Origin of the sequence: Arthrobacter sp. N199823, from assembly GCF_002929705.1 — a bacterium.
Taxonomy (GTDB): Bacteria; Actinomycetota; Actinomycetes; order Actinomycetales; family Micrococcaceae; genus Specibacter.
On record NZ_PJIN01000001.1, the window covers coordinates 397,555 to 422,700 of the forward strand.

The window sequence follows — 25,146 nt, forward strand, 5'->3', positions numbered from 1 at the left end:
TCTCAGGCGAAGACCACCAGCACCACAGCCACAAAGTGGGTGGCGAACGCGGCCACTGTCAGGGCATGGAACAGCTCGTGGAAGCCGAAATGGCGGTGGCTGAAGTTGGGTTTTTTGATCCCGTAAATGACGGCACCGGCAATGTACATGACCCCGCCTACGCCGATCAGGATGGTGGGCACTGTCCCGGCGGCCCAGAATTCCGGGAGGAAGAACAATGCCGTGATGCCCAGTAGGACGTAAATGGGGACGTAGAGCCAGCGTGGGGCCCGGACCCACAAAACTCTGAATAGGACTCCGGCCACGGCGCCGATCCAAATCATCCACAGCAACAGTGTGGCGGTGGGCCGTGGCAGCATCAAGAAGGAAAGCGGGGTGTAGGAACCGGCAATAACCAGCATAATATTGCTGTGGTCCAAGCGTTTGAGGGTGGCCTTGGCCGTTGGGGACCAGTTGCCTCGGTGATAAACGGCACTAGTGCCAAACATCAGGACGCCGGTAAAGATGTAAATGGCGCAGGTAAATTTTGCGGCTGCACTAGGGGCCAGTGCCACCAGAATGGCTCCTGCCAGTAACACCAGAGGTGCCATTCCAGCGTGCAGCCAGCCGCGCCACGACGGTTTGTGTTCCATTGCCGAAAGGGAGCTCATGAGCACATCCTATCCCCGAGAACCCATTAAGTTACCGGCCAGTAGTAATGGTTTTGCTTCAGCTTGGCGGCTTTCCCGCGAACGTGCGGGTAACCTAGAGCTAGCAAGATTCGTTCGGCCGCAGGGCCATAATTCGCAAAGGTCCGGTGCACTTTAAATGCGGTTGCCCACCGCGTCCATGCGGATGCCCAAGGTTCTCTACAACTTTTATGAACGGCGCCTCGCCCGGTCCCTGGACCTGAGCAGCGTTCCCGGACATATTGGCGTCATGGTGGACGGCAACCGCCGCTGGGCCAAACAGTTCAACGCCCCCACCAGCCAGGGCCACCAGGCTGGTGCTGATAAGATTCTGGAATTTCTGGGCTGGTGTCAGGACCTCGGCATAAAAGTGGTCACGCTGTACATGCTCTCCACGGACAATATGAGCCGCTCACCGGAAGAGCTCGACGAGCTCATGGGCATCATCGCCAACACCCTTGACCTGCTCGACGCCGATGCGGACATCAGCGTCCACGCCATGGGAGCTCCCGAACTTCTGCCCGATTACCTGGCTGCCCGGCTCTCCTCGCTGACCACGCGAGTCCCGGCGAAGGAACGCATCCACGTCAACATGGCCATTGGCTATGGCGGCCGGCGCGAAATTGTGGACGCCGTCCGTGAACTGATGCACGACGCCGACTCGGCCGGGCGCACCACAGCCGAAATTGCCGACAGCCTCACGGTCGATGACATCTCCAAATTCCTGTACACCCGCGGACAGCCCGATCCAGACCTGGTCATCCGTACTTCGGGGGAGCAGCGGCTCTCCGGCTTCCTCATGTGGCAGAGCGCGTACAGCGAGTTCTACTTCTGCGAAGCACTGTGGCCAGCATTTAGGAAGATCGATTTCCTGCGAGCCCTACGCGACTACGCAGGTCGCAGCCGCCGCTTCGGCAGTTAGGCTGCCCTGACGTGCGAAGCCACCGTCGTTCCGAGATCCTCCTTGCCGCCATCCTCTCCAGTGCTGCCGGATTTGTTGATGCCGTGGGGTTCATTCATCTGGGCGGATACTTTGTCTCCTTCATGAGCGGAAACTCCACCCGTGGTGGCACAGCGTTGGCGGAAGGGAACTGGACGGGGTTCATCCTTGCCTTTGGGCTAGTGGCCGTCTTTTTGGTGGGCGTGGTGAGCGCCTCGATCCTGCGCTGGCTAGTCCCGTCCCGCAAGCGCATGGCGGTGATGCTATACGTCACAGCGGCACTGGTATCCGCCGTCGTACTCTTTGACGTAGGGCTGGGAGGATGGCTTGCGCCGGCCTTCATGGCGTTGGCGATGGGTGCGGAAAACGTTATTTTCGAGCGCGACGGCGAGGTCAGCATCGGCCTGACGTATATGACCGGGACCCTGGTGAAGATGGGGCAGAACATTGCCAGCGCGCTCACGGGCGGGGAAAGGCGGCTGTGGCTGCGGTATCTGGTGCTGTGGCTTTCGCTGACCACAGGGTCCATTGTTGGCGGATTTTCCTACTTCGCGCTCAGTATGAATGCGCTGTGGATTGCGGTTGCCGTGCTGGTGCTGGCCGTGATTTTCAATGGCTGGCTACACACCAATCCGCCGCGTCCGCCAGCCACTCGGGTGGTTCTTTAGCGCCGTTCCGCAAGTGCCGTTGGCCTGCGTTGACCGTTCGCCCAAGCGTTGCGCAACGTTCACCCGCCGTTGTGGCGTGGCTCCTGCACAAGTGGGGCAAGCAGCGTAGTTTTGTGCATAACGGAGGGCAACTCCGCCCGACGTACCGAGAATATTCCGGACGTGTGCGAGTCCGGAGGCTGGAGCGTAACGTGGTCGAAACCATGAACCTTGAGCAGCATGCAGAGCGTGAGAACACCGCGACAGATTTGCGCACCTACGTCATTGACACCTCAGTTTTGTTGTCGGACCCGCGCGCCATCACCCGCTTCGCCGAACACGAAGTGGTGGTGCCGATCGTGGTGGTCTCCGAGCTGGAGGGCAAGCGCCACGACCCTGAGCTGGGCTACTTTGCCCGCATGGCGTTGCGGCTCCTGGATGATTTGCGCACCGATCATGGTGGCCTGGCTTCGCCCGTTCCCATAGGGCACGACGGCGGGACTCTCCGCGTGGAGCTCAATCACGTTTCTCTTGAGGTACTTCCCTCCGGCATGCGTGGGATGGACAACGATTCGCGAATCTTGGCCGTAGCCAAGAACCTGGCCAACGAGGGTCACAGCGTCACAGTGGTGTCCAAGGATGTGCCCATGCGGGTCAAGGCCTCTGCGCTGGGGCTTTCTGCGGAGGAATACCGCAATGAGCTGGTGCAGGATTCGGGCTGGACAGGTGTTGAGGAGGTGGATGCCACCGAGTCGGAGATGGCGGCCCTGTACAACCACGAGCCGGTGCCCATTCCAGAAGCGGCCGTGCTGCCCATCAACACGTCACTGGTCATCACCAGCAACCGCGGATCAGCGCTGGGGCGCGTCGGCTCCGATCAGCAGGTCCGCTTGGTGCGTGGAGATCGGGACGTCTTTGGCCTGCACGGGCGCTCCGCCGAACAACGTCTGGCCCTTGACCTGCTCCTGGACCCGGAAGTGGGTATTGTCTCCCTCGGTGGCCGGGCAGGAACGGGCAAAAGCGCCTTGGCCTTGTGCGCCGGGCTTGAGGCCGTGCTGGAGCGCAACGAGCACCGCAAGGTAGTGGTGTTCCGCCCGCTCTATGCCGTGGGTGGCCAGGAACTCGGTTACCTGCCGGGCTCTGAGAGCGAGAAGATGAACCCGTGGGCGCAGGCGGTTTTTGACACGCTCGGCTCCGTGGTGTCAGACACGCTCATGGCGGAGATCATGGAACGGGGGCTCCTGGAGGTGTTGCCACTGACCCATATTCGCGGACGCTCGCTCCACGATTCCTTCGTCATTGTCGATGAGGCGCAGTCCCTGGAAAAGAACGTGCTGCTGACAGTCATGAGCCGCATTGGGCAGCGGTCCAAGATTGTCCTCACCCACGACGTGGCCCAGCGCGACAACCTCCGGGTAGGCAGGCATGACGGCGTGGTGGCTGTGGTTGAAACACTCAAGGGCAACCCGCTCTTCGGTCACGTGACGTTGACTCGCTCCGAACGCTCACCCATCGCGGCCCTCGTAACGGAGCTGCTGGAACGCGCCGAGATCTAAGCGGCTAGCAGCATCTGAGCAATTCGAGGTGGCACTTAACGTTGATGTTGAAGTAAAACATCGACGTTAAGTGTCACCTCGATTTAGAGCCTCGAATTAGGACGTGGGTCCCAAATCCCACGGAATGTGAGCCCGGACGTCAGTCAGGCCCATGCTGACCTCCTCGAAGAGGTCATCGAGCATGTATTCGTCAATGCCCAGCAGGACCATCCAATGCCCGGCCCCGGCTGTTTCCCCATCCAAGGACTGGGAGGCCACGCAAATCCCGGTTTCAAGGTCAATACGGACGGCAGTGCGGCCCGGAAATAGCAGCGGGGCATCGGCAAATACCGGCCGGTAGCTGGAGTTGGGCGTCAGAACCGCTTCCACTGCGGCCCGTCCGTGATGGGTGAGCATGGCAATGTCAGCAATTTCAGCAACATTGGCAAAGGGTGCCTCCAACGGCACCGGCCGCTCACCCGCGAGCTCCACGGGGTCCAATGCGGCGGCGGTGCGGCCGGAGCCATAGGCAGGTTCGCCGTACAGGGCTTCGGGACGGCGGACCACGAATCCGTCAGAGTCCTTCACAGGATTAACCAACGACGGCGGCAATAGCCACGGCTTCCGGTTGCCGCTGATGAAAAGGGCGTCCCTAGACTCGTTGATTTTAGTGGTGCTGGCCAAGAGCTTCCCCTCCAGGGTTTCCACCCGCAGGGCGCCTGGACGGCGGACCCAGCAATTCATCGACAGGGTGGGATCCGCTGATTCACCCCCGGCTCGGGTCCTCTTTCCCGGCCCAACCATGTTGGCAGAACCAGCCACAGCGCCAGCCGCCGGAACCCACGAATTCCCGGAGCCGCCGTCGGACGCTGTGGGAAACTTGCGGTGCAGCTCGAAGCGAAGGCTCTGCCAACGCCACGGCGAGGAGCGGGCGAGGTGCCTGAAAGTATCTGCTGAGAAGGGGGAGGCGCTCATAACCTCAGCTTAGCCCCGGGCTGAGGAATTCCGGCCCGAACGGGGAAGCGATGGCGTAGCATCACGCTATGGTGACTCGGCTGCTGGATTTGGGGGAGAGCAATGCGCTGGCGCTCGTTTGTGCCCTCGCCGCTAGCGTGTATTTGCTGTGGCTGAGTGTGGTGCTGAGCATCATCGATATCAAAACCCACACCCTCCCGAATCGTTACGTGTTGCCGGCCTACCCCATTGCCGGGGCGCTGTTAGTAGCGGCCGCGATAGCGAGCGGGATGCCCGGGTATGCTCTCCGAGCCGGGGCTGGCGCACTCGCCATGGGTGCGTTGTATTGGCTGCTGTGGGCGGTGTATCCGGCCGGAATGGGGTTTGGTGATGTGAAATGGGCAGGCGTTTTGGGCCTGTTCCTAGGATTTTTGAGTTGGCAGCATGTGCTGTTCGGGGTGGCCGCCGGCTTTGTGGCAGGGGGATTGTGGGGCGTGGTCCTCATTGCCAGCCGCCGGGGCACAGCTCAATCCGCTATACCTTTTGGCCCCGCGATGACCGCTGGCGCTTGGCTCACCATGCTGGCGCTGCCTGCGTGAAGCACCCGACTGTGAGGGAGGCAAGCTAGAGCGGCGACACGCTGTAGCGGTGCTCAGGCCGCCCGGTGGCACCGTAACGGAGGGAGATGGCGACAGCTCCGTCGTCGGCCAAGGAGGACAGATACCGCTGCGCCGTGGTGCGGGAAATGCCGACGGTGGCCGCGATGTCCGCCGTCGACTGGTCACTGCCGGTGGCCAGCGCAGCCAAGACTGCCGTCTCGGTGGCTGTTGCCGCTTTGGGACCGGCCGTCGGGGCGTGAGGATGGAGGGCTTGCCATGCCGTTTCAAACTTGTCCTGGCTCAGATTGCCGGGTTCGGACAACAGTCGGCGGTAGCGGGCATAGCCGCGCAGCCGGGACTCGAGCAACTGAGCGGAAAAGGGCTTGATGAGGTAGGCCAGTGCGCCGCGGCGAAGTGCCGTGCGCATCGTTTCAGGATCGGAAGCGGCACTGAGCATCATGGCGTCCACGTCGATGGTGCGCAACAAATCCAGACCCGACGCATCCGGCAGGTACACATCGAGCAGCACCAGGTCCGGTCGCTCTGAATGAATGACGTTCAATCCGTGTGCGGCGGTGGGCGCCGGGGCCAAGGCACTGAATCCGGGCACCGAGTCCACCAGCCCGGCGTGCAGGCGGCCCACATGAAAGTCGTCCTCGACAATGAGGACGCGAAGAGTGCTGGTCATGATTGCTCCTTGGAAACAGGCGTCAAAGCGACCACGCCGGGCAGTCGGGCACAGAACACGGCACCATGAGATTGAGGTGTTCCAGCATCCGCAACCCACACGTCGCCACCGCGTCGGCGAGCCAGATGGCGGACCAGAGCCAAGCCAACCCCCTGGCCGGTGATGGCATCACTGGTGGACGGGTCGCTGTTGGATTCGGTTGAGTAGCCGGGAGTGAAGATGAGCTCGTCCGCCCCGGCGGCTTCGTTTGTTAGCGCGGCCCCGGTAGCTGCGGCGGTTGACGCTGGAACGTCCCTGGCGCCGTCGGGCTCCGCGCCGTCCCGGTCCCGGCGGCTGGCCAGCGGCAATCCGTCCCCGGAATCAGCCACCACTAGATGCAACGTGCCCCCAGCCGGGGTGTGTTCGTCCAGCACCTCAACCTCCACCCATTGGTGAGGCGACGTTCCTGCAACAGCTGCTCGGATGGCATTGTCCAAAAGGTTTCCCAGAATGGCTGTGACATCTTGTGGATCCGTGATGTGGCCACGGATGAGGGTGGCGGCACCAATCCGCAGCTCCACCCCGCGTTCATGGGCCTCGATGCTCTTGGCGCCAAGAAAGGCCTCCAGATACGGGTCGCTGAGCAGGCTCAGGTCCTGTGCCGGGTAGCTCAGTGGCCCGCTCTGCATGATCTCGCCAATGTAATCGCGAGCCTCGGCGGCACGGTCAATGTCCAGCAGGCCTGCCACCGTGTGCAGCCGATTGGCGAACTCGTGACGTTGCGCTCGCAGCGCGGTACCCAGCGCGTTGACGGCATCCAGCTGACGGGTCAGGGCCTGCACCTCGGTTCTGTCTCGGACCATGATCACGCGCCCCAGTGCCAGTGCCCCGTCTTCGTGATTGTTCTTCAGCCGGACAGCACGGGAGGTGACGATGACTACCCTGTCGCCCACCACGTGTTCGGACGGGCCGTATTCTGACGCGTCGGCTGTGAGTGTGGCGTCGGTGGCCGCTGCGAGAAACTCCGGCAAGCCGCTGTCGGCGAGGGGGAGTCCGCTGTAATCCCTGGTGGAGTCGGGAGCCAGCAGCCGCCGGGCGCCGTCGTTGAATACCGTGATGGAGCCATTGTTCGCGAGGCCAATGACCCCTTCATCGACGCCACGCAGAACGGCTTCCTGGTCCTGCACCAGCCCGGAGATTTCCTCCGGTTCCAGTCCCAATGTGAGCTTGCGCAGACGTGAACTCATCACCACTGTGGCAACAGCTCCCAATCCTAGGGAAACCCCCGCAATCAGCGCCACAGGCACAATACTGCGCAGCATGCCGGCAACAATGTCATCGCTGGAAAAACCCACACTGACCTCGCCCACAACAGTCGTCGATGATCCCGGGGCGTACACGGGAACCTTGGCCCGGGCCGACCGCCCCAGGGTCCCGTTTTGCTGCGACGTCTCCTCGCCCCCAGACAAAGCCACAGAGGGGTCCGTGGAGACCTTTTGGCCCAACAGAGCCGGATTGGGATGCGCAAGGCGGAGGCCGTCGTCGTCCGTGATCACTACAAACAAGGCCTCCGTGCGTTCCTGAGCTGCGCCCGCATCCTGCTCTAAAGGGCCGCCCGCCAGGAAACTCGGGGTCAGCTGGTCCTTGGGCGTGGCGGCTAGGGCGGCAGTTTCGCGGCGCACGTCCTCCGAAGAAGCCACGGTGCGCGCCACGGCCAGAGCCCGCTCCTCCGCCTGATCGCCGAGCCACTGATACATCAGCGCCGCGAAGGTCCCGGCCGTCATGATCACAATGGCCGAGACCACAGCCAGCTGCAGCACCAGCACACGCGTGGCAAAGCGCATACGCGGGGTCCGGGCCTGCATCATTGCAAAGGCTCCTTCAGGAGAAAGGTCCAACTTTTGGTCAGCGAGTCGGTGGCGGTGGGCTTAACGGGTTAAAGGTACTCAATGGGCACTAGTTCGGGCAAGTGAACTTAACCCAAGAAGTGACTCAGGCCACTCTAGTCTCTATAAGTCAGCGCAAAGATGCGGCTGGTATATAAAGGAGTTCTAATGTTGGTAATCCTCGGATTCGCCATGATCGCGGTGTTCATGACACTGATCATGACGAAGAAATTAACGCCCGTGGTGGCCCTGATTGTGGTGCCAACCATTTTCGGGCTGTTTGCTGGCGCCGGGCTTGGCATTGGCGACATGGTCATGGATTCGATGAAGAGTCTGACCTCAACAGCCGCATTGCTGATGTTCGCCATTGTCTTTTTCGGCATGATGATCGATGTCGGCCTGTTCGACCCGCTGGTGAAGCTGATCCTGCGCACGCTGGGCAATGACCCCGCGAAGGTGGTGCTCGGCACAGCTGTCCTGGCGGCAGTGGTTTCCCTCGATGGCGACGGATCCACCACCTTCATCCTCACCACGGCGGCCATGCTGCCCATCTACTTGCGCCTCGGCATGAGCCCTGTCATCCTGACCTGCGTGGCCGGTCTGGCCAACGGCACCATGAACATCCTGCCGTGGGGTGGGCCCACCGCCCGCGCCGCCGCAGCTCTGAAGGTTTCGCCCAGCGAGGTCTTCGTCCCCATGATCCCGTCCCTCATCGCGGGCATGATTGTGATCTTCTTCTTCGCCTGGCACCTGGGAGTCCGCGAACGCCGCCGCCTCGCTCTGGCCGGCAGCCTGTGGGTTGGCAAGGCCGACAAACTGGACGCCCCGGACGCCGCTGGTACCAGCGGCACCTCCGGAAAGCGTGGCACTGCCACCTCCGGCACTGGCACTTCCACGCACGACGCCGGGACCCCCTCGGGCGGATCCCTCACCCCTGCGCTGGCTGGCTCAGCTGATTCTTCCGCCGTGTTGATCGCCGTGAAGCCCCGTTCCGCTGCGCAGACCCGTTTTGATGAGCAGGTGCTGGCCGTGGCCAACCAGAACGCGGACTCGGTCAACACCTCACTGGCCGATTCCCAGCTTGATCCGAACCGTGACACACTGCGGCCCAAGCTCTTCTGGTTCAACCTGGTTCTGACCGTGACGCTCATGGTGGTTCTGGTTATGGACATCCTGCCGTTGCCGTACGTATTCATGGTGGGCTCTGCCATTGCCTTGGTGGTCAACTTCCCGAAAATGAAGGACCAGGCCAAGGCACTGGTCGCCCACGCCGGCAGTATTGTCGCTGTAGTTTCAATGGTCATGGCCGCTGCTGTTCTGACAGGTGTTCTTAGCGGAACGGGCATGGTCGATGCCATGGCAGCCTGGTTGGTCAGCGTCATTCCCACCTCGATGGGTCCGTACATGGCCGTTATCACTGGCTTGCTGAGCATTCCGATGACATTCTTCATGAGCAATGACGCCTTCTACTTCGGTGTCCTCCCCGTCTTGAGTGAAACGGCCGCTCACTTTGGCATTGATCCGGCAGCCATGGCCCGCGCCTCGATTGCCGGCCAGCCGGTTCACATGCAAAGCCCCTTGGTGCCGGCGATCCTGCTGCTCGTCTCGCTCTCGCGTGTTGAGCTGGGCGATCATCACAAGAAGGTGCTGTGGCGTGCCCTGGTTGTCTCCCTCGTCATGCTGGGCGTAGCCATTGGCATTGGCGTCATCCCCTTCGGCTAGGACTCCACCAAGTGGCCCGCTGCTGCCGGGGAACATCACGAGACCCTCGTGATGTTCCCCGGCAGCAGCGGGCCACTTTGCGCCTGCGCTCCGTTAACTCTCAACCAGGCGCCACTCCTGGAGCTGCGCATGGTTGCTGGTTACGCAAGGTTACTGGTTAACGGAGCGCAGCTTCCAACGCTTGGGCTCAGGTTAGGCTGATTCCATGGGATCACCGGACTTCATCGTCAACCTCCGCAAGAAAATCGCTCACGACCCCCTCTGGCTCCCCGGCGTACGCGGCGTAGTTTTTGACGACGCAGGGCGCGTCCTGCTCGGCGAGCGGTCCGATACCGGTGGTTGGGCGCTCATCACCGGAATCCTGGAACCGGGGGAGGAGCCGGGCCCGGGACTCGTGCGTGAAATCTTTGAAGAAACCGCTGTTGTGGCCCGGATCGAACACCTGCTGGGGGTGACCGCCGTGGGCCCGGTGACGTTCCCCAATGGCGATGTTTGCGACTTCCTGAACGTGGAGTTCATCTGCCGCTATGTCAGTGGCACCGCTCGTGTGAACGACGATGAATCCCTGGCCGTGGACTGGTTCGCCATCGACGATCTGCCACCATTACGCCCCGGCCACCTCGCCTGCATTCAGCGCGCACTGGCCTTCACAGGTGTTCCATACTTCGAGAGGTAGTACCCGCTCGTGACCGGCTCCATTGCCGAATCAGGTTCAGCGCGCAAAAGACCATGGATGTCACGATTCCTGCAGCCCCGCCCGCCATGGCTCCGAAAACGATGATCAGGCCACGCAGATCCAAGCCGCGTCCACTGTCAAAGTAAGCGTTATAGGGTGGCGGAAACAAAGTCAGTGCCAGTGATCCGGCCGTCCAGCTATAAATCAATGAAGCCACTGGGCCCAGGAAGAAGAACCAGGGCATTCGCTTGGCAGGCGCCTTCAGGCACCACAACCCCGCGACGACCAGGGCAGCAACTGGCACCAGCGCCAAGACTGCACCGATCAGCAGTTCAACTGTGTCGTAATCCATCGCATCCCCTTCAGTGGCTAGTAACCGAGTCAAGCACAGGGCGTTCGTGGCGTGCTCGTGCCGTAGGGGCTTGCGGAGGCCGCTGCGAGTGGGGTAAGCCGCGTACTCTCATCGGTCCCTGACAACTGGACGGGAGTTAGCCCCGAGATCGGTAGTTACACCGTCCCTTTGGTGGCTAACTACCGTCCAGTCGTTGCTGAGCGCAAATGGCGGGTTAACCACAAAAAGCGCGTGCCGCCGTCGTACTTCCAAAGTACGACGGCGGCACGCGCCTTTTGCTATGACCTTACGGCTTGTCCGGGGTGTCGCCCGGCGCATCTCGGGTCAGGAGAAGCGTTTCAGAGCCCTGTGCGGCGGAAGCGGACGAGCTACCAGCGGCGCGCTCGGCCTCCAGACGCTCAGCTTCGGCACCGCCCACGGCCTCGCCACGAGCCACCATGCCGGAGGTGTCGGAGAGCGGGATAACCTTCATGAAGACGGCTAGGATCAGCGCCACCACCATGAACGGGATGAGGTACCAGAACACCGGAGCGAGGGAGTCGGCGTAGGCGTTGATGATGCCGTCCTGGATGGCCTGCGGGAGCTTGTGGAGCTGCTGCGGGTCAAGGGTCGACATGGCATTGCCTGCGTCTTCCGGCGAAGCGCCGCCAGCGGCGAAGACCTCGGTCAGCGACTGGGCCAGGCGGGTGGTGAACATGGCACCGAAGACGGCAACACCCAGCGCCGAACCGACCTCACGGAAGTAGTTGTTTGTACTGGTGGCCGTGCCCAGCTGGGCGGCCGGCACGGAGTTCTGCACCACGATGACAACAATTTGCATGATGAAGCCAAGCCCGGCGCCGAAAACGAACAACTGCGCGCAAATGACCCAGATGGCGGTTTCGGCGGACAGTGTGGTCAGCCAGAGCATGGCGATGATGGTCAGCACCGAACCAATGATCGGGAATGACTTGTACTTGCCGGTTTTGGACATGCGGATACCGGACCAGATGGAGGTTCCCATCAGGCCCACCATCATGGGCAGCATCAACAACCCGGAGACAGCGGCGGAGGTGCCGGTGGACATTTGCAAGAACGTCGGCACGAAGGCGATAGCGGCGAACATGCCCATGCCCAGCACAAATCCGATCGCTGTGGAGTTCAAGAAGATCGGGTTCTTGAACAGTGACAGCGGGATGATGGGGTCCTCGGCGCGGGCCTCGGTGAAAATGAACAAGGCGATGGCGGCGATCATGCCGGCGCCCCAGGTCCACGTGGTGAGAGAGGTCCAGCCGTCGGCCTTGCCGCCGAAGTCCGTGAAGAAGATCAAGCACGTGGTGGCGATGGACAAGAACACCACACCCATGAAGTCAATCTTTTGGGTGGCCTTCTTGGACGGCAAGGTCAGCGCGAAGAACGCCACGATGAAGGCAGCAATGCCGATCGGGATGTTGATGTAGAAGGCCCATTCCCACGTCAGGTGGTCTACAAAGTAGCCACCCAAGAGAGGACCGGCAACAGCGGAGAGGCCGAAGATGGCACCGAGCGGGCCCATGTACTTGCCGCGCTCGTTGGCGGGCACAATGTCAGCGATGATGGCCTGCGAGAGAATCATCAAGCCACCGCCACCGAGACCCTGCATGGCGCGGAAGATCACGAAGCCCCAGAAATCGGTGGCGAAGGCGCAGCCAATCGAGGCGAGGGTGAAGATGGCAATGGCCGCCAGGAACAGGTTTCGACGCCCCAGGATGTCACCCAATTTGCCATAAATAGGCATCACGATGGTGGTGGCCAACAGGTAAGCGGTGGTGATCCATGTCTGGTGCTCCACACCGCCCAGCTTGCCCACAATGGTGGGCATGGCGGTGGAGACAATGGTCTGGTCCAGGCTGGAGAGCAGCATTCCGGCAATGAGCGCGGAGAAAATGATCCAGATTCTTTTCTGGGTCAGCAGGAGCGGTTGCCCTGCTTTCAAAGCGGTACTCATGGAGTCCCCTCAAAGGTCAAAAGTGAAAAGGTGAATAGTTGTTGGGCCGCTAGGAGATTTTCTCGCAGCAGCTCCTCGTAGGGGACGGTGTTCTCTTCGGAAAAGAAGACCTGGCTGGAACGGTGAGAGCAGCTCCCAAAGAGCGCGGACGTGATGGCGATGACCGGCTCATCCGGCGAAAGTTGTTCACGTTGGGCGATGAGGAGCGCAAAATCCCGTTCCCGCTCGTGAGCTCCACCCATGATTTTCATCATGAGCTGTGGCTCCATTTTCATGGCCGCCATGAGCAGGTTAATTTGCTCGCGCGTGAAGTTCAGCTCCCTTACCATCGCGCAGGTTAGCCGGAAAAGATCACGCAACAGCGTGGTGCTCAGACCGTTGGGGCCCCGCTCCACGCCGGTGCTGGAAGCCGCACCGGCCAAAAACTCTGCCATTGCCTCTGCAGGAAATTCATCCAGCAAGTGGCCAATGATGGCATCTTCCTTGGAGGGGAAGTAGTTGAAGAAGGTCCGTCGGGACACTCCAACGTCCTCGCACAGTTGCTCGATGGTGAAGCCATTGAGTCCGTCTTGGGCAGTCAGCGCCCTCGCCCGGGCCGTGATGGCCGATCGGGTTGCCTCCCGCTTTCGGGCGCGCAATCCCTGAGTTTGGCAGTGTTGAGGTTTTGCACTTTCAGTCACAAAGTACAAGTTTGCACTATTCTAGTAAAAGTGCAAAATGTTCTCATGGTGAGCTTGCTCACACGATACTCGGGTTACTCAGGGGGTAGCTATTACCTTTTGCCTATGGCCTGCCGGGAGCGAATGGTAATAGCTACCCCCTGAGTCCCCACAGAACGCTCATCCGCTTAAAGTACGACGGCGGGAGGTCACCTTGTGAAAAAGGTGACCTCCCGCCGAGGTACTTGCGAGCGGGGGAGCCGGAATGCCTCGCGATGACAAGTCACGCTGGGCCCCGCCCAGGATGAAAAGCCCCGTTGGGCCCACGCGCCCGAGGGCCCCTAACTACAGACGCGCCAGCGGCTGCAAGTTAGGGAGGGCGTGGGGCCTACTTCGGGGCGCGGGTCATGGCCATGACGTCCAGGCCCTGATCCAACTGCTCCGTGGTCAGCTCGCCGCGCTCAACAAAGCCCAGTGCCAGAACGGTCTCGCGGATGGTGAGACCTTCCTTGATGGCGTGCTTGGCGATCTTGGCAGCGTTTTCGTAGCCGATGTACTTGTTCAGCGGCGTCACGATGGACGGTGAAGCCTCGGCCAGGAAGCGTGCGCGCTCCACGTTGGCTTCGAGGCCGTCAATCATTTTGTCGGCCATGATGCGTGAGGTGTTGGTCAGCAGGCGGATGGACTGCAGCAGGTTCGATGCCATGACCGGGATGCCGACGTTCAGCTCGAAGGCGCCGTTGGTGGAGGACAGAGCAATCGTGGTGTCGTTGCCGATAACCTGAGCGGCAACCATGATGGCGGCTTCGGAGATGACCGGGTTGACCTTGCCGGGCATGATGGAGGAGCCCGGCTGCAGATCGGGGATGGAGATTTCGCCCAGGCCGGTGTTGGGGCCTGAACCCATCCAGCGAAGATCGTTGTTGATCTTCATGATGGAGTAGGCGATGTTGCGCAGCTGGCCGGATGCCTCGATGAGACCGTCGCGGTTGGCCTGTGCCTCGAAGTGGTTGCGTGCTTCGGTCAGCGGCAAGCCGGTGTCCTGTGCCAGCAGGGCGATGACGCGCTGCGGGAAGCCTGCCGGGGTGTTGATGCCGGTACCCACGGCGGTGCCGCCCAGGGGAACTTCGGCAACGCGGGGCAGGGAGGACTCCACGCGCTCAATGCCGTAGCGGATCTGCGCTGCGTAGCCGCCGAATTCCTGGCCGAGCGTGACCGGGGTGGCATCCATCAAGTGGGTGCGGCCGGACTTCACGATGTCCTTGAACTCTTCAGCCTTGCGCTCCAGTGATTCGGCCAAGTACGCCAACGCCGGGATCAGGTCATTGATCAACGCGGAGGTTGCGGCAACGTGAACCGAGGTGGGGAACACGTCGTTGGAGGACTGTGAGGCATTGACGTGGTCGTTGGGGTGAACGCTCTTCTCGGAACCTGCAGCAGCCAGCGCCTTGTTGGCCAAGGTCGCTAGGACCTCATTCATGTTCATGTTGGAGGACGTTCCGGAACCTGTCTGGAAAACGTCGATCGGGAAGTCGCCGTCAAAGTTGCCTGCAGCAACCTGGTCGGCGGCGGCCTCGATGGCGCGTGCCAATTCGGCGTCCAGGACACCCAGTTCGGCGTTAGTGGTGGCGGCGGCCTTCTTGATGCGCGCCAGTGCAGCGATGTGGGCAGACTCCAATGTCATGCCAGAAATCGGGAAGTTTTCCACGGCGCGCTGAGTCTGGGCGCTGTAGAGAGCGTTGACCGGAACCCGGACCTCGCCCATGGTGTCATGTTCAATACGGAATTCTTGTGCGTTAGCCGCGGCAGTATCAGTCATGCCTACACCATATCGCCGAGGCGCCCGCAGCCGAAAATCAGGGCAACCATGATGGCCACGAACCGTTGCGTGCCGCGCCTGCTTCGCCACACGCAAAGAAGGCCCGACGGCGGAAGCTAAGTTCCGCCGTCGGGCCTTCCGCCAAGGGGCTTACTGGTGGATGGATCCGTTGCTGTACACGAGGTCAGCGGTGCCGTCATCCAGGCGGTAGGTCAGGCCCACCACGGCGGTGCGCCTGCGGGCCACGGCATTGGCAATGATGGGGGAGTTCTCCACGAGGCGGGCAGCTGTCTGCTTGACGTGCTCCTCCACCATGTCGTTGACCGAGCTGTTCTGGTCCTTACGGAGGGAGGCGAGCACAGAGGGGGTGATGCGCTCCACGAGGTCGCGGACAAAACCTGCGGGCATCTTGCCGGTGGCAACTGCGTCCTTGGTAGCTGTCACGGCGCCGCAGCTGTCGTGCCCCAGCACTATGATCAGCGGCACCTCAAGGTATTCCACCCCGTATTCGAGGGAACCAAGGGCGGTGTTGTCAATGACGTGGCCGGCCGTGCGGACCACAAACGCGTCGCCGAGGCCCAGATCAAAGATGATCTCTGCAGCCAAGCGGGAGTCCGAGCAGCCGAAAATCATGACAAAAGGGTGCTGATGTGACAGCAGGGAGGCGCGGCGGGCGGCATCCTGATTGGGGTGCGATGAGCTGGCCTCCACAAACCGGGCGTTGCCGGCCATGAGCTCAATCCAAGCCTCCGAGGGAGTCCTGTGATGGGCTTCCACTGCGTTGATGTTGCCGTCTTCTCCACCGCTCATTATTTGCTGTCCTCTGCTTTTGGTGTGCTTGCTGTTGTGGTGCTGGTTCCGCTCTTGCCGGTTCCGAGCGAGTCTGTTGCTGCTTTGGCGAGGAAGTCGAAGTCCTCAAAATCTGCCGCGCCGGTCAACACGATGGTGTTGTCACCGTCAAGAAGAACCAGGCTGCGATCTTCCTTAGGTTTATCACGCAGCTCCCAGTCGTGCCCACTGACTGTCCGCGTTCCCGTAACAGGAGCGTATTGCGTCTGGCTGGCAGTCCACGTGGGGTTGGCCGTAACGGACTGACGCAACGCAATAAAGGTGTTGTTTGCGGTGACATAGCCAACGTCCCAGAACGCCACGCCGTCGGTCCCGGCAGGATTCCACCGGGCGTAGTTGGCGTACCAGCCATCCGGTAGCACCGGAGCCAGAGGCGTGAACCCGGCCGTGTCCGCGGCATGGCTGGCGATGCCTGCGACATCGATGTCCATGCGGTAGGACTCCGCCTTTTGCTGAGGATTGAGCCAAATAACTGTCAACACAATGGCGATGGTGGAGAAGATGGCCAAGAGCATGCCGGCTATCGAAGCATTGGCGCGTTTGGCTGCTCCGGCGGCGATGGTGGGCTTGAACGGCGGGGTTGGGCTGGAATCACTCACCGAACCATCTTCCCAGATGCGGAGGGGCAAAGTTTGCGCCAACCACCTATGTGGTGCAGCTCACCGCGTTCCGGAGCCCTGTTTCACCTATGATTACTTGGGTAGGCAAGAAAACGGCAGTCACACGCGCACCAGCGCACAGCAAAAACTGCGCCTACCTAAACAATGGGGTTTACACGTGCCTGAAAACGCATCACAGATGGATTATTCGCAGTTGTCACGGTCCTTGGCTGTGGGCGACGATGAGCCGGACCGCAACCTAGCCCTTGAGCTGGTCCGCGTCACCGAAGCAGCCGCTATTGCTGGCGGCCACTGGGTTGGTTTTGGCGAAAAGAACCTGGCCGACGGCGCAGCCGTTGACGCCATGCGTTCCCTCCTTTCCACTGTCCACTTCAACGGCGTAGTTGTCATTGGTGAGGGCGAAAAAGACGAAGCCCCTATGCTGTACAACGGTGAAGTGGTGGGCGATGGCTCCGGCCCCGAATGCGATGTTGCCGTTGACCCGATCGATGGAACCCGCCTAACAGCGATGGGCATCAACAACGCCATTGCCGTGCTGGCCGTGGCCGAACGCGGCACCATGTTTGACCCGTCGGCCGTGTTCTACATGGAGAAGTTGGTGACCGGGCCGGAAGCTGCGGACATGGTTGACCTGCGTCTTCCCGTCAAGCAGAACCTGCACCTGATCGCCAAGGCCAAGGGTGTCAAGATCAACCAGCTCACTGTCATGGTGCTGGACCGTGACCGCCACCAGCCGCTCATTCAGGAAATCCGCGACGCCGGGGCCCGCACCAAGATCATTCTCGACGGGGACGTAGCCGGCGCCATTGCGGCCGTTCGCACGGGCACGGGCGTTGACGCGCTCATGGGCATTGGTGGCACGCCCGAAGGAATTGTGGCCGCCTGCGCCATCAAAACCCTCGGCGGTGTCATCCAGGGCCGCCTCTGGCCCACCGATGATGATGAAAAGCAGAAGGCCATCGACGCCGGACACGATCTGGACCGCGTGTTGTCCACCAACGATCTTGTCTCCAGCGACAACTGCTACTTCGCAGCCACCGGCATAACCGATGGAGACCTGTTGCGCGGTGTCCGCTACGACAAGGGCCGGGTCCTGACCCAGTCGATCGTTATGCGCTCGAAGTCCGGCACCGTCCGCTTTGTTGAGGGCGAACACCAGGCTGCCAAGTGGGAAAGCTACGCCCGCCGCGCCTAAACGGTGGTGACCGGTTGAGGCCCGGCACTTTTCCGGCGACTATTCCCCAAGCGCTCCCCCTGCTCGCAAGCTCACACAGGGGCCCTCGCGCTTGGGGCCCCGCCGCGTCGGCCCCTACGCGCTAGGTCCCTCGTGGGCAGTAAGATTTCCTCGGTCGCTGGGCGACCTTGCTCAGCGATTTCCGAGGGTTCCCCGCTGCGCTTGCGAAGCTAGGGAAGGAAATCACGCCATCCCCGCTCCGAGACCTGGCGCTTGTGGGTCCGCTGGATCAGACGGGGGTTCCTGGCCGTCGGGATCAGGGCAGGCGCGCTAGCCGGTAGGCTTGAAGCATGACTTTAAGTGTTGTGCCGTGCCCTGTCCGTGACGAGTGGGATGCCGCTGTGAACTCACAGCTGGGCCACCCCATGCAGCTTTGGGGCTGGGGTGAGACCAAGGCTGCCCACAACTGGAGTGTCGACCGTGTTCTGGTGAAGGACGGCGAAACCCTGGTTGGATCCGCACAGATCCTGTTGCGCTCCCTGCCCGTTCCGTTTAACTCCTTGGCCTACCTGGCCAGGGGACCACAAGCGGAGCCGGGCAGGGAGAATGAGGTGCTGGACGCCGTCGGACGCTATGTCAAGGCGAGCCACAAGTCAGTAGCCCTCAGCGTTGAACCCGATTGGGATGCCGAGACGGTGGCCGTGGCGACCCTCCCAGCCACGGGTTGGACGCCCAGCGCCAGTACCATTTTGATTCCGCGCACCTTGATTCTGGACCTGACTCGCAGCGAGGATGAACTGCAGGGCGCCATGTCGAAAAAGACGCGGCAGTACATCCGTAAGTCGAGCCGTGAAGGGCTGGAATACCGCGCCGTCACGGCTGCCGAACTGCCACAGTGCATGGCCGTCTACAAGGAAACGGCCGAGCGGGCCGAATTTGGCATCCATGAGGACAGCTACTACAGCGACATTCTGGCAAATCTGGGCCACGGCTCACCCATTTACGGGGCATTCCAAGGCGAGAAGCTGGTGGCCTTCCTCTGGCTCGCGGCCAGCAACGCCACGGCCTTTGAACTGTACGGAGGCATGACCGAGGAGGGCAGCACTTTGCGTGCAAACTACTCCCTGAAATGGCTGGCCATCCAGGAAATGAAGGCCCGGGGAATCACCCGCTACGACTTCAATGGTTTGCTCAATGACGGCGTCTCGAAGTTCAAGTTTGGCTTCGCTGACCATGAGAACATGCTGGCAGGCACGTGGGACCTGGGGCTCTCGCCGCTGTATCCGGTGTTCGCCCGGTTCCTGCCGGTGGCTCGCCGCTCCATGAAGAAGGCTCGCGGCCTGCTCAAGCGCTAGCGGCGTCCACGGTCCCCTCTGAGCTCCGCGGGCCTGGCCTGGCCGAGCTCCGCGGGTTCTGTGAGGCAGCCGGGTCAGGTCCTGCGGGCCAGGACGGACGGATTTCCCCAGGTTCCTTGAGTCAGCCGGGTCGATTTCCCCAGCTCCCGCCGGTCAGGACGTCGAGTGTCCACTTAACGTACGTTTGAGGCCCGAAAACAGCCGGAAGCGTACGTTAAGTGAACACTCGAGGCGTTCTTCGGGGCTGGAGCCGGAAACGGGGGCCGGTGAGGACCAGAACCCGTACCGGGCTGAATTCCCCAGCTCCCGCTGGCTAGGACGTCGAGTGTCCACATAACGTACGTTTGAGGCCCGAAAACAGCCGGAAGCGTACGTTAAGTGGACACTCGAGGCGTTCTTCGGGGCTGGAGCCGGAAACCGGGGAGGGGACTTGGCCAGAAACTGGACCGGGGCCGGAATTCAGGATCGCCCAAAGACTCAAAACTGGACCCAGGGACGGGTCAGCTGGCCACGGTGATTGCGAATACCACTGCAGGGTCGCCGTTGGCATCGCCGGCCACCGCATGAGGGTGAACCATCACAGGGTTTTCGGCAGCCGGGACGAAGATCGATTCGCCGCGGCTTAGCACCATGTCGCTGCGGGGGGAGTCCAGAAGTACCGAGCCTGCCACCGAAAGCACCAACAACGGACCGTTCTGGACCAACGGCACAGGCCCGGATCCGGCGGACATATCGACGCGCTGGAGCGTAAATTCAGCAAACGGCGGTTCCCAGACTTGCTGCCCTAGAACGGTGGTTCGGGTGGGGACCACGGGTACTGCGCTGGGGTTGAAGTCCACGGTGTCCAGCAACTCCGGAACGTCCACGTGCTTACCGGTGAGCCCTCCACGCAGGACATTGTCCGATGACGCCATGACTTCCAAACCCAAGCCGTTCAAATAAGCGTGGATGTTGCCAGCTGGTAGGTAGATGGCATCGCCAGGCAGCAGCGATACACGGTTCAGCAGCAACGAGACCAGAACACCAGCGTCGCCAGGGTATTGCCGGGCCAACTCCACCACGGTCCGGAGCGACGCCGCAGCGTTGTCGGGCAGTCCGGCTGAATCCAAGCCCAACCCCAAGTCAGCGTCGGAAGAAACGTCCGTGTCAGTGGGGACAGCAGCCGCCAGGGCCTCGGCTGCGAGTTCCACAAGGGCCGTGGTTTCGGCGCCGCCACCCACCAGCGTTTCGAAGGCGCGGCGTACCACCATCGGGGCCGCCATGCGTGAGTTCAGAGTCATCTCGACCTGTTGCAGCAACGGGGGAATCTCGGCACCGCTGGCGGCAATGGCTGCTGTGACGGCTCGGAAAAGGGCGGCACCTTCGGCACAGGGTCGGAAACCGCATAGGGCCTCGAAGGGCGTCAGTGCCAGAATCATTTCCGGCTTGTGGTTGGCGTCTTTGTAGTTGCGGTGGGCAGCATCCCGGGGAACACCGGCAGTTTCCTCGGCAGCGAACCGTTCCCTGGCCCGTTCCAAAGTTGGGTGAACTTGCAGGGACAAGGCCTGATCTGCGGCCAAAAGCTTGGTCAGAAACGGCAATTTTGCACCGAAAGCTGCATGTACATCGGCACCCAGCGTCTCGAGGGGATGTTCGGCGATTAACTGATCCAGCGGCACGGGACCCTCTGGTGTCGCGGCGACCGAGGGCGAATCCGGATGTGCACCCATCCACAATTCCGCTTCGGGGCCGCCGCTAGGCACGGTGCCCAACAATTGCGCAATAGCTGTGGCCGAGCCCCATGCATAATCACGGGTGATGTTGGTCAGTGCAAACATAAGAAATTTCTCCTGGTCCAAGGCAAGCTGTAGATCGATGGAAAAGTAGCGAGGGGTCCGCCAGTGAAATAGCTTAGCCCGGGGAGCACGTCCCATTGTTGGACAACAATCCACTGAGTGCCACAGCATCACCGTTGATGGCCAATTGCTGCAGGTACTCGGCTGTGATCTCTGGCCCGGACGACGGCGTTGCTTCAGCAGGTGCCTCCGGCGCCGGAGCTGCTGGTACAACGGGTGCCGGAGCTGCCGGGGCAGCAGGATCCGGGGCGGCTGGGGCTTGCTCAGCGGGTGCCGTTGATGCGGGTGCCTTCGACGTTGCAGCAGGGGCAGCTGGCTTTGCTGCGGGTGGATTGAGCAACGTCTTGACACGCTGGTGGACCACGTCAAAGTCAGGGTAAGTGGGGAAGTCCTTGTCGAAGTCAGGCGGCCCGATGGTCAGCCGAGACAGCGGATGTGACTTGGACTTCAGCGCCAGCGAGACGAAGCTGCCCAACTGCCCGGCAGGCAGGTCCGATTCCACCACCTTGGCTCCGGCGTCGGCAAGGGAACTGAACTTGGTGAAGATGGTGGCTGGGTCCATCTGGGACAGCATGGCGGCCTGGATGCACTGTTGGCGCTGGCTGCGGTTGTACTCCAGGACCCATTCGCGGGAGCGGGCAAACCACAGTGCGTGGTAACCGTCGAGTTTCTGAACACCCGGTGGAATCCAGCCGGTTGGTGGCAGATGGTCTCCTGTGCCGTTGATGTCGTCCCCGCTCATCGGAACCCAGCCACCGACATTCACGGTGACGCCGCCCAGGGCATCGATGAGGTTGGAGAAGCCCGCCATATCAATCAGCACGTAGCCCTGAATAGTCAGCCCCAAAATACCGCCTGCGGCATCCATCATGGCGTTGGCCCCGGGATCGCTTGCGCCGGGATACAGATCGGGGTGGTTGTTGGTGACGTCGCTATAGAGGAAGTTGATGATGCAGTCATCACCGCAGTTGTAGCCGTCGGGGTAGACATCCCAGAGAGGGGAATCGGTCTCAAAAGGCGCGTTCTGCAAATTACGGGGGATGCTGATGGTGGCTGCCAGGCCTGTCTTGGCATCGACGCTGACCACCATAATGGAGTCAGGGCGCCGCCCACTACGGTCCTCACCGGCGTCGCCACCCATGAGCAGGAAATTGTAACGGCCGTCCACGGGCTTCATATCCGGGCCGGCCTGAAAAATAGTGGAGATGGCGTTGCGCCCGGAGTTGATAAGGAAAGCGCCGTATCCCAGAGTTCCGCTGGTCAGTACCATCATGACAACCACGGCCGCGCTCACCAATCCGCGCATGCCCGGTGCCAACAAACTCGGCTTAATGAGCTTGAGCGTATTGATGAACATGATGGCCCAGCCCACAGCAACTGCCGCCATCAAAAGAATGATGAGCATCGAGGGTAGCGGGCTGGTGAAAAGGTTCAGGAGCGCTTCACGGTTCACCACAGCCAGTACGACGGCGGCAATCACCACTACCCACACCGTGAAAGTACAGCGCAGGGCGATGCGCCCCAGGCGCTTATTGCCGGCCACCAATTGGGCAGCACCTGGCAAAATGAGTGTCAGCAGCAGCAGGATCCAGGCCCGTTTTGAGCGCACAGGTGCAGACGCCGGCTCCGGGAAACGGGCCGGGTTGGTCAACTCGGGCGGACGATTTGAAGGTCTGGAAACCTTTGGGCTGCTGAAACTCATACGCAGGCGTTTATCCTTCTGTAGTTCCGGCGGTATCCGGTAGAACGGCCAAAGGGTAGGTGGCGCCGGCTTTGGCCCGCAGGGCAGCGCCCTTGGCGGAAGCCTGATCGTTGAGCGACTGGGCAAAGTCCACAAGCTTTGACGCCAGATCCGTGGCCAATGCATCCGTGCCACTGGCCAGCATGCGCACGGCGAGTAGACCGGCGTTGCGCGCTCCACCGATGGAGACGGTGGCCACGGGAACGCCTGCGGGCATCTGCACGATCGACAGCAGGGAATCCATGCCGTCGAGGGTCTTCAGCGGAACAGGCACGCCAACCACAGGAAGCGTGGTGACGGAGGCCAGCATGCCTGGAAGGTGGGCTGCACCGCCAGCACCGGCAATGATGACGCGGATTCCACGGGCTGCGGCCTGGCTTCCGTAGGCAATCATTTCGGTGGGCATGCGGTGAGCGGAAACCACATCGGTCTCGAACGGGATACCGAACTCGGACAGTGCAGCTGCCGCAGCCTCCATGACGGGCCAGTCCGAATCGGAGCCCATCACAATGCCAACTAAGGGAACGCCAACGAGGGGAGTGGAAAGATCTGTCATGGCCTTATTTTCCTTCTGTGGCGTCGGGCAGGAGGCCGTCACGAATGATGTTTGCCACGGTGGTGGCGCGGGCGCGGACGGCGGTGACGTCGTCGTGAGTGGAGCCAATCACATTGACGTGGCCAATCTTGCGGCCGGGGCGAACGGACTTGCCGTAGCTGTGGACCTTGACGGTGGGTTCGGCGGCCAGGGCGGCCGGGTAGGCGCTGAAGAGGTCCTGGTTGGCGCCGCCGAGGAAGTTCTTCATGACCACAATGGCACCCAACGCGTCCGTTGCACCCAAAGGCAGATCCAGCACGGCGCGCAGGTGCTGTTCGAACTGGCCGGTGACTGCGCCGTCCATGGTCCAGTGGCCAGTGTTGTGCGGGCGCATGGCCAGCTCGTTGATGAGGAAGCCGGGTGCGCGCCCGGGGGTCTCGAAGAGTTCGGCGGCCATGACGCCTGTGACGCCGAGCTCGTTGGCAATTCGCAGTGCGGCGGCCTCGGCGGTGGCTTCCACGTCGGCAGGCAGGCCGGGGGCAGGGGCGATGACCTCATCGCACACACCGTCCACCTGGATGGATTCGGCCACGGGCCAGGCACGGGCCTCACCCGATGGGGTGCGGGCAACCAAGGCGGAGAGTTCGCGGGAGAAGTCCACCATTTCTTCCACCAGCAGCGGGTTCATGGCCTCGAACCAGTCGGCGGCAGCAGCGGCGTCGGCGGCACTACGCAGGACCCTCACGCCTTTGCCGTCATACCCGCCGCGCGGCATCTTCAGCACCACGGGCCAGCCGTGCGTGTCGCCGAAGGCTGCAATGTCAGCAACGGAGGCGACGGCGGACCAAGCCGGGTTGGGCAGGCCAAGGCGCTCAATCGCGGCGCGCATCACGAGCTTGTCTTGGGCATTGACCAAAGCATCGGGCCGCGGCTGGACGTTGACACCTTCGGCAATCAGCGTTTGCAGGTGTTCGTTGGGGACGTGTTCATGGTCAAATGTGAGAACATCCACACCCCGGGCAAACTCACGCAGCGTATCAAGGTCCTTGTAGTCACCCACCGGTGCATGGGCCACCACGGGCACCGCACACACGTCAGGGGCTTCCGCCAGAACACGTAAATCAAAACCAAGGGCCACGGCTGCAGGGGCCATCATGCGAGCCAGCTGTCCGCCGCCCACCACACCGATTACAGGAAAAGTCACAGTCCCCAGAGTACCGAAAGTCTGGCCGGATGCTTGCTTTGCACGGTTTCGAGGTCGCCAAAGCACGTGTTTTGAACAACAGCCGCGCGGCGTTGACGCAATTTTGGCTTAGAATTGAACACAATTGGCTGGCGCGAGAATCATCCGTTTATGGCCAGATCGCCGACGGAGGACCATGTACACGAAGCTAGTTAACCGCATCAAAGGCCTTATGGGGCTCTTCTGGCGAGAAGTGGCCAAGTTCGGCGTCGTGGGCGGCGTGGCGTTCGTTATTGACACCGGGATCTACCTGTGGCTGCTCAATGGCAGCATGGCCGGGCACCCCACCAAGGCGAAAATCATTTCCGCCGCCGTTGCTACCGTCTTTTCTTGGCTCGCCAACCGTTACTGGACGTTCCGCCACCGCCGCCAGGCCAATGTGCTCCGCGAGGTGCTCCTATTTGTGGTTATGAACGGCATTGGCATGGGCATCGCCGCAGCCTGCGTTTACATCTCCCACTGGGTGCTCGGCTTCGAATCCACCACCGCCGACTTCATAGCAGGCTCCGTGGTGGGCCTGGTCCTTGGCACCATTTTCCGCTTCTTCGCCTACCGCTTCTGGGTCTTCACCGACGAGCTGGATGCCGAGCCCGGCTTTGAAGGCGACCGCCAGCTCATCCAGGCCGACCACGAAGTCTGAGCGGCCGCGCACCCGCTGTGCCCAGCCCCGCCCGCAGCCCGGAGTAGCTGCGGGGCGTTCAGGG

23 protein-coding genes are annotated in these 25,146 nt (G+C 61.7%); 9 read left to right on the forward strand and 14 right to left on the reverse strand.

What is annotated here, in order from left to right; genetic code table 11:
* Positions 1 to 2: 2 nt before the first annotated feature.
* Positions 3 to 650 carry a hemolysin III family protein gene (locus tag CXQ93_RS01760; protein WP_104108758.1) on the reverse strand — a complete coding sequence of 216 codons (648 nt, stop codon included), beginning with the start codon at positions 648 to 650 and terminating at the stop codon, positions 3 to 5.
* Positions 651 to 828: 178 nt separating this feature from the next.
* Here CXQ93_RS01760 and CXQ93_RS01765 point away from each other — a divergent pair, with 178 nt between their 5' ends.
* The 3 genes from CXQ93_RS01765 to CXQ93_RS01775 all read left to right on the forward strand — a co-directional run bounded on the left by CXQ93_RS01765 (position 829) and on the right by CXQ93_RS01775 (position 3,811).
* A complete protein-coding gene (locus tag CXQ93_RS01765; protein ID WP_104108759.1) occupies positions 829 to 1,590 on the forward strand; it encodes an isoprenyl transferase in 762 nt (253 codons plus the stop codon).
* 11 nt (positions 1,591 to 1,601) lie between these two features.
* Positions 1,602 to 2,276 (forward strand): YoaK family protein, encoded by a 675-nt coding sequence (locus tag CXQ93_RS01770; protein WP_104108760.1) that lies wholly within the window; start codon positions 1,602 to 1,604, stop codon positions 2,274 to 2,276.
* Between the two features lie 203 nt (positions 2,277 to 2,479).
* Entirely contained in the window at positions 2,480 to 3,811 is a 1,332-nt protein-coding gene (locus CXQ93_RS01775) for a PhoH family protein (RefSeq protein ID WP_104109164.1), read from the forward strand.
* A gap of 96 nt (positions 3,812 to 3,907) precedes the next feature.
* On the opposite strand, the gene CXQ93_RS01780 is transcribed toward CXQ93_RS01775, so the two are convergent.
* A complete protein-coding gene (locus CXQ93_RS01780) occupies positions 3,908 to 4,765 on the reverse strand; it encodes a hypothetical protein (protein WP_104108761.1) in 858 nt (285 codons plus the stop codon).
* 68 nt (positions 4,766 to 4,833) lie between these two features.
* Here CXQ93_RS01780 and CXQ93_RS01785 point away from each other — a divergent pair, with 68 nt between their 5' ends.
* Positions 4,834 to 5,343 (forward strand): A24 family peptidase, encoded by a 510-nt coding sequence (locus CXQ93_RS01785; RefSeq protein WP_104108762.1) that lies wholly within the window; start codon positions 4,834 to 4,836, stop codon positions 5,341 to 5,343.
* A 25-nt stretch (positions 5,344 to 5,368) separates the two neighbouring features.
* On the opposite strand, the gene CXQ93_RS01790 is transcribed toward CXQ93_RS01785, so the two are convergent.
* Together CXQ93_RS01790 and CXQ93_RS01795 are read right to left on the reverse strand one after the other, a co-directional pair.
* Positions 5,369 to 6,031, reverse strand: coding sequence for a response regulator (locus tag CXQ93_RS01790; protein WP_104108763.1), 663 nt, complete (start codon positions 6,029 to 6,031; stop codon positions 5,369 to 5,371).
* Positions 6,028 to 7,878, reverse strand: a complete 1,851-nt coding sequence (locus tag CXQ93_RS01795; protein ID WP_258068523.1) for a sensor histidine kinase — start codon at positions 7,876 to 7,878, stop codon at positions 6,028 to 6,030. The genes CXQ93_RS01790 and CXQ93_RS01795 overlap by 4 nt, the downstream gene beginning before the upstream one ends.
* 186 nt (positions 7,879 to 8,064) lie before the next feature.
* Here CXQ93_RS01795 and CXQ93_RS01800 point away from each other — a divergent pair, with 186 nt between their 5' ends.
* A complete protein-coding gene (locus tag CXQ93_RS01800) occupies positions 8,065 to 9,618 on the forward strand; it encodes a CitMHS family transporter (protein WP_104108764.1) in 1,554 nt (517 codons plus the stop codon).
* 205 nt (positions 9,619 to 9,823) lie between these two features.
* A complete protein-coding gene (locus CXQ93_RS01805) occupies positions 9,824 to 10,294 on the forward strand; it encodes an NUDIX domain-containing protein (RefSeq protein WP_104108765.1) in 471 nt (156 codons plus the stop codon).
* Here CXQ93_RS01805 and CXQ93_RS01810 read toward each other — a convergent pair.
* From CXQ93_RS01810 to CXQ93_RS01835, 6 genes are all read right to left on the reverse strand, one after another.
* Positions 10,266 to 10,646: a hypothetical protein gene (locus CXQ93_RS01810; protein WP_104108766.1), complete on the reverse strand. Its 381-nt coding sequence runs from the start codon at positions 10,644 to 10,646 to the stop codon at positions 10,266 to 10,268. The genes CXQ93_RS01805 and CXQ93_RS01810 overlap by 29 nt on opposite strands.
* Positions 10,647 to 10,932: 286 nt before the next feature.
* Positions 10,933 to 12,612 carry an MDR family MFS transporter gene (locus CXQ93_RS01815; RefSeq protein ID WP_104108767.1) on the reverse strand — a complete coding sequence of 560 codons (1,680 nt, stop codon included), beginning with the start codon at positions 12,610 to 12,612 and terminating at the stop codon, positions 10,933 to 10,935.
* On the reverse strand, positions 12,609 to 13,250 hold the full coding sequence (locus CXQ93_RS01820; protein WP_256939705.1) for a TetR/AcrR family transcriptional regulator: 642 nt from the start codon (positions 13,248 to 13,250) through the stop codon (positions 12,609 to 12,611). Before CXQ93_RS01820 ends, CXQ93_RS01815 begins: the two co-directional genes overlap by 4 nt.
* Before the next feature lie 409 nt (positions 13,251 to 13,659).
* Positions 13,660 to 15,090 carry a class II fumarate hydratase gene (locus tag CXQ93_RS01825; protein ID WP_104108768.1) on the reverse strand — a complete coding sequence of 477 codons (1,431 nt, stop codon included), beginning with the start codon at positions 15,088 to 15,090 and terminating at the stop codon, positions 13,660 to 13,662.
* Positions 15,091 to 15,240: 150 nt separating this feature from the next.
* Positions 15,241 to 15,900, reverse strand: a complete 660-nt coding sequence (locus tag CXQ93_RS01830; RefSeq protein WP_104108769.1) for a carbonic anhydrase — start codon at positions 15,898 to 15,900, stop codon at positions 15,241 to 15,243.
* Entirely contained in the window at positions 15,900 to 16,538 is a 639-nt protein-coding gene (locus tag CXQ93_RS01835) for a DUF4245 domain-containing protein (protein ID WP_146073133.1), read from the reverse strand. Before CXQ93_RS01835 ends, CXQ93_RS01830 begins: the two co-directional genes overlap by 1 nt.
* 199 nt (positions 16,539 to 16,737) lie before the next feature.
* Here CXQ93_RS01835 and glpX point away from each other — a divergent pair, with 199 nt between their 5' ends.
* Positions 16,738 to 17,754 carry a class II fructose-bisphosphatase gene (glpX, locus tag CXQ93_RS01840; RefSeq protein WP_062291471.1) on the forward strand — a complete coding sequence of 339 codons (1,017 nt, stop codon included), beginning with the start codon at positions 16,738 to 16,740 and terminating at the stop codon, positions 17,752 to 17,754.
* Positions 17,755 to 18,083: 329 nt separating this feature from the next.
* The gene (locus tag CXQ93_RS01845) at positions 18,084 to 19,088 is read left to right on the forward strand and encodes a peptidoglycan bridge formation glycyltransferase FemA/FemB family protein (protein WP_104108771.1); all 1,005 of its coding nucleotides are present in this window, start codon (positions 18,084 to 18,086) and stop codon (positions 19,086 to 19,088) included.
* Between the two features lie 500 nt (positions 19,089 to 19,588).
* Here CXQ93_RS01845 and manA read toward each other — a convergent pair whose 3' ends face one another.
* From manA to CXQ93_RS01865, 4 genes are all read right to left on the reverse strand, one after another.
* Positions 19,589 to 20,905, reverse strand: coding sequence for a mannose-6-phosphate isomerase, class I (manA, locus tag CXQ93_RS01850; protein ID WP_104108772.1), 1,317 nt, complete (start codon positions 20,903 to 20,905; stop codon positions 19,589 to 19,591).
* Between the two features lie 73 nt (positions 20,906 to 20,978).
* Positions 20,979 to 22,625, reverse strand: coding sequence for an LCP family protein (locus CXQ93_RS01855; protein WP_104108773.1), 1,647 nt, complete (start codon positions 22,623 to 22,625; stop codon positions 20,979 to 20,981).
* A 10-nt stretch (positions 22,626 to 22,635) separates the two neighbouring features.
* The gene (gene purE / locus CXQ93_RS01860) at positions 22,636 to 23,220 is read right to left on the reverse strand and encodes a 5-(carboxyamino)imidazole ribonucleotide mutase (RefSeq protein ID WP_104108774.1); all 585 of its coding nucleotides are present in this window, start codon (positions 23,218 to 23,220) and stop codon (positions 22,636 to 22,638) included.
* 4 nt (positions 23,221 to 23,224) lie between these two features.
* Complete coding sequence (locus CXQ93_RS01865) at positions 23,225 to 24,403, reverse strand: 5-(carboxyamino)imidazole ribonucleotide synthase (protein ID WP_104108775.1); 1,179 nt, start codon at positions 24,401 to 24,403, stop codon at positions 23,225 to 23,227.
* Positions 24,404 to 24,578: 175 nt separating this feature from the next.
* Between CXQ93_RS01865 and CXQ93_RS01870 the strand changes: the two genes are divergently transcribed.
* On the forward strand, positions 24,579 to 25,082 hold the full coding sequence (locus CXQ93_RS01870; protein WP_104108776.1) for a GtrA family protein: 504 nt from the start codon (positions 24,579 to 24,581) through the stop codon (positions 25,080 to 25,082).
* Positions 25,083 to 25,146: the final 64 nt, after the last annotated feature.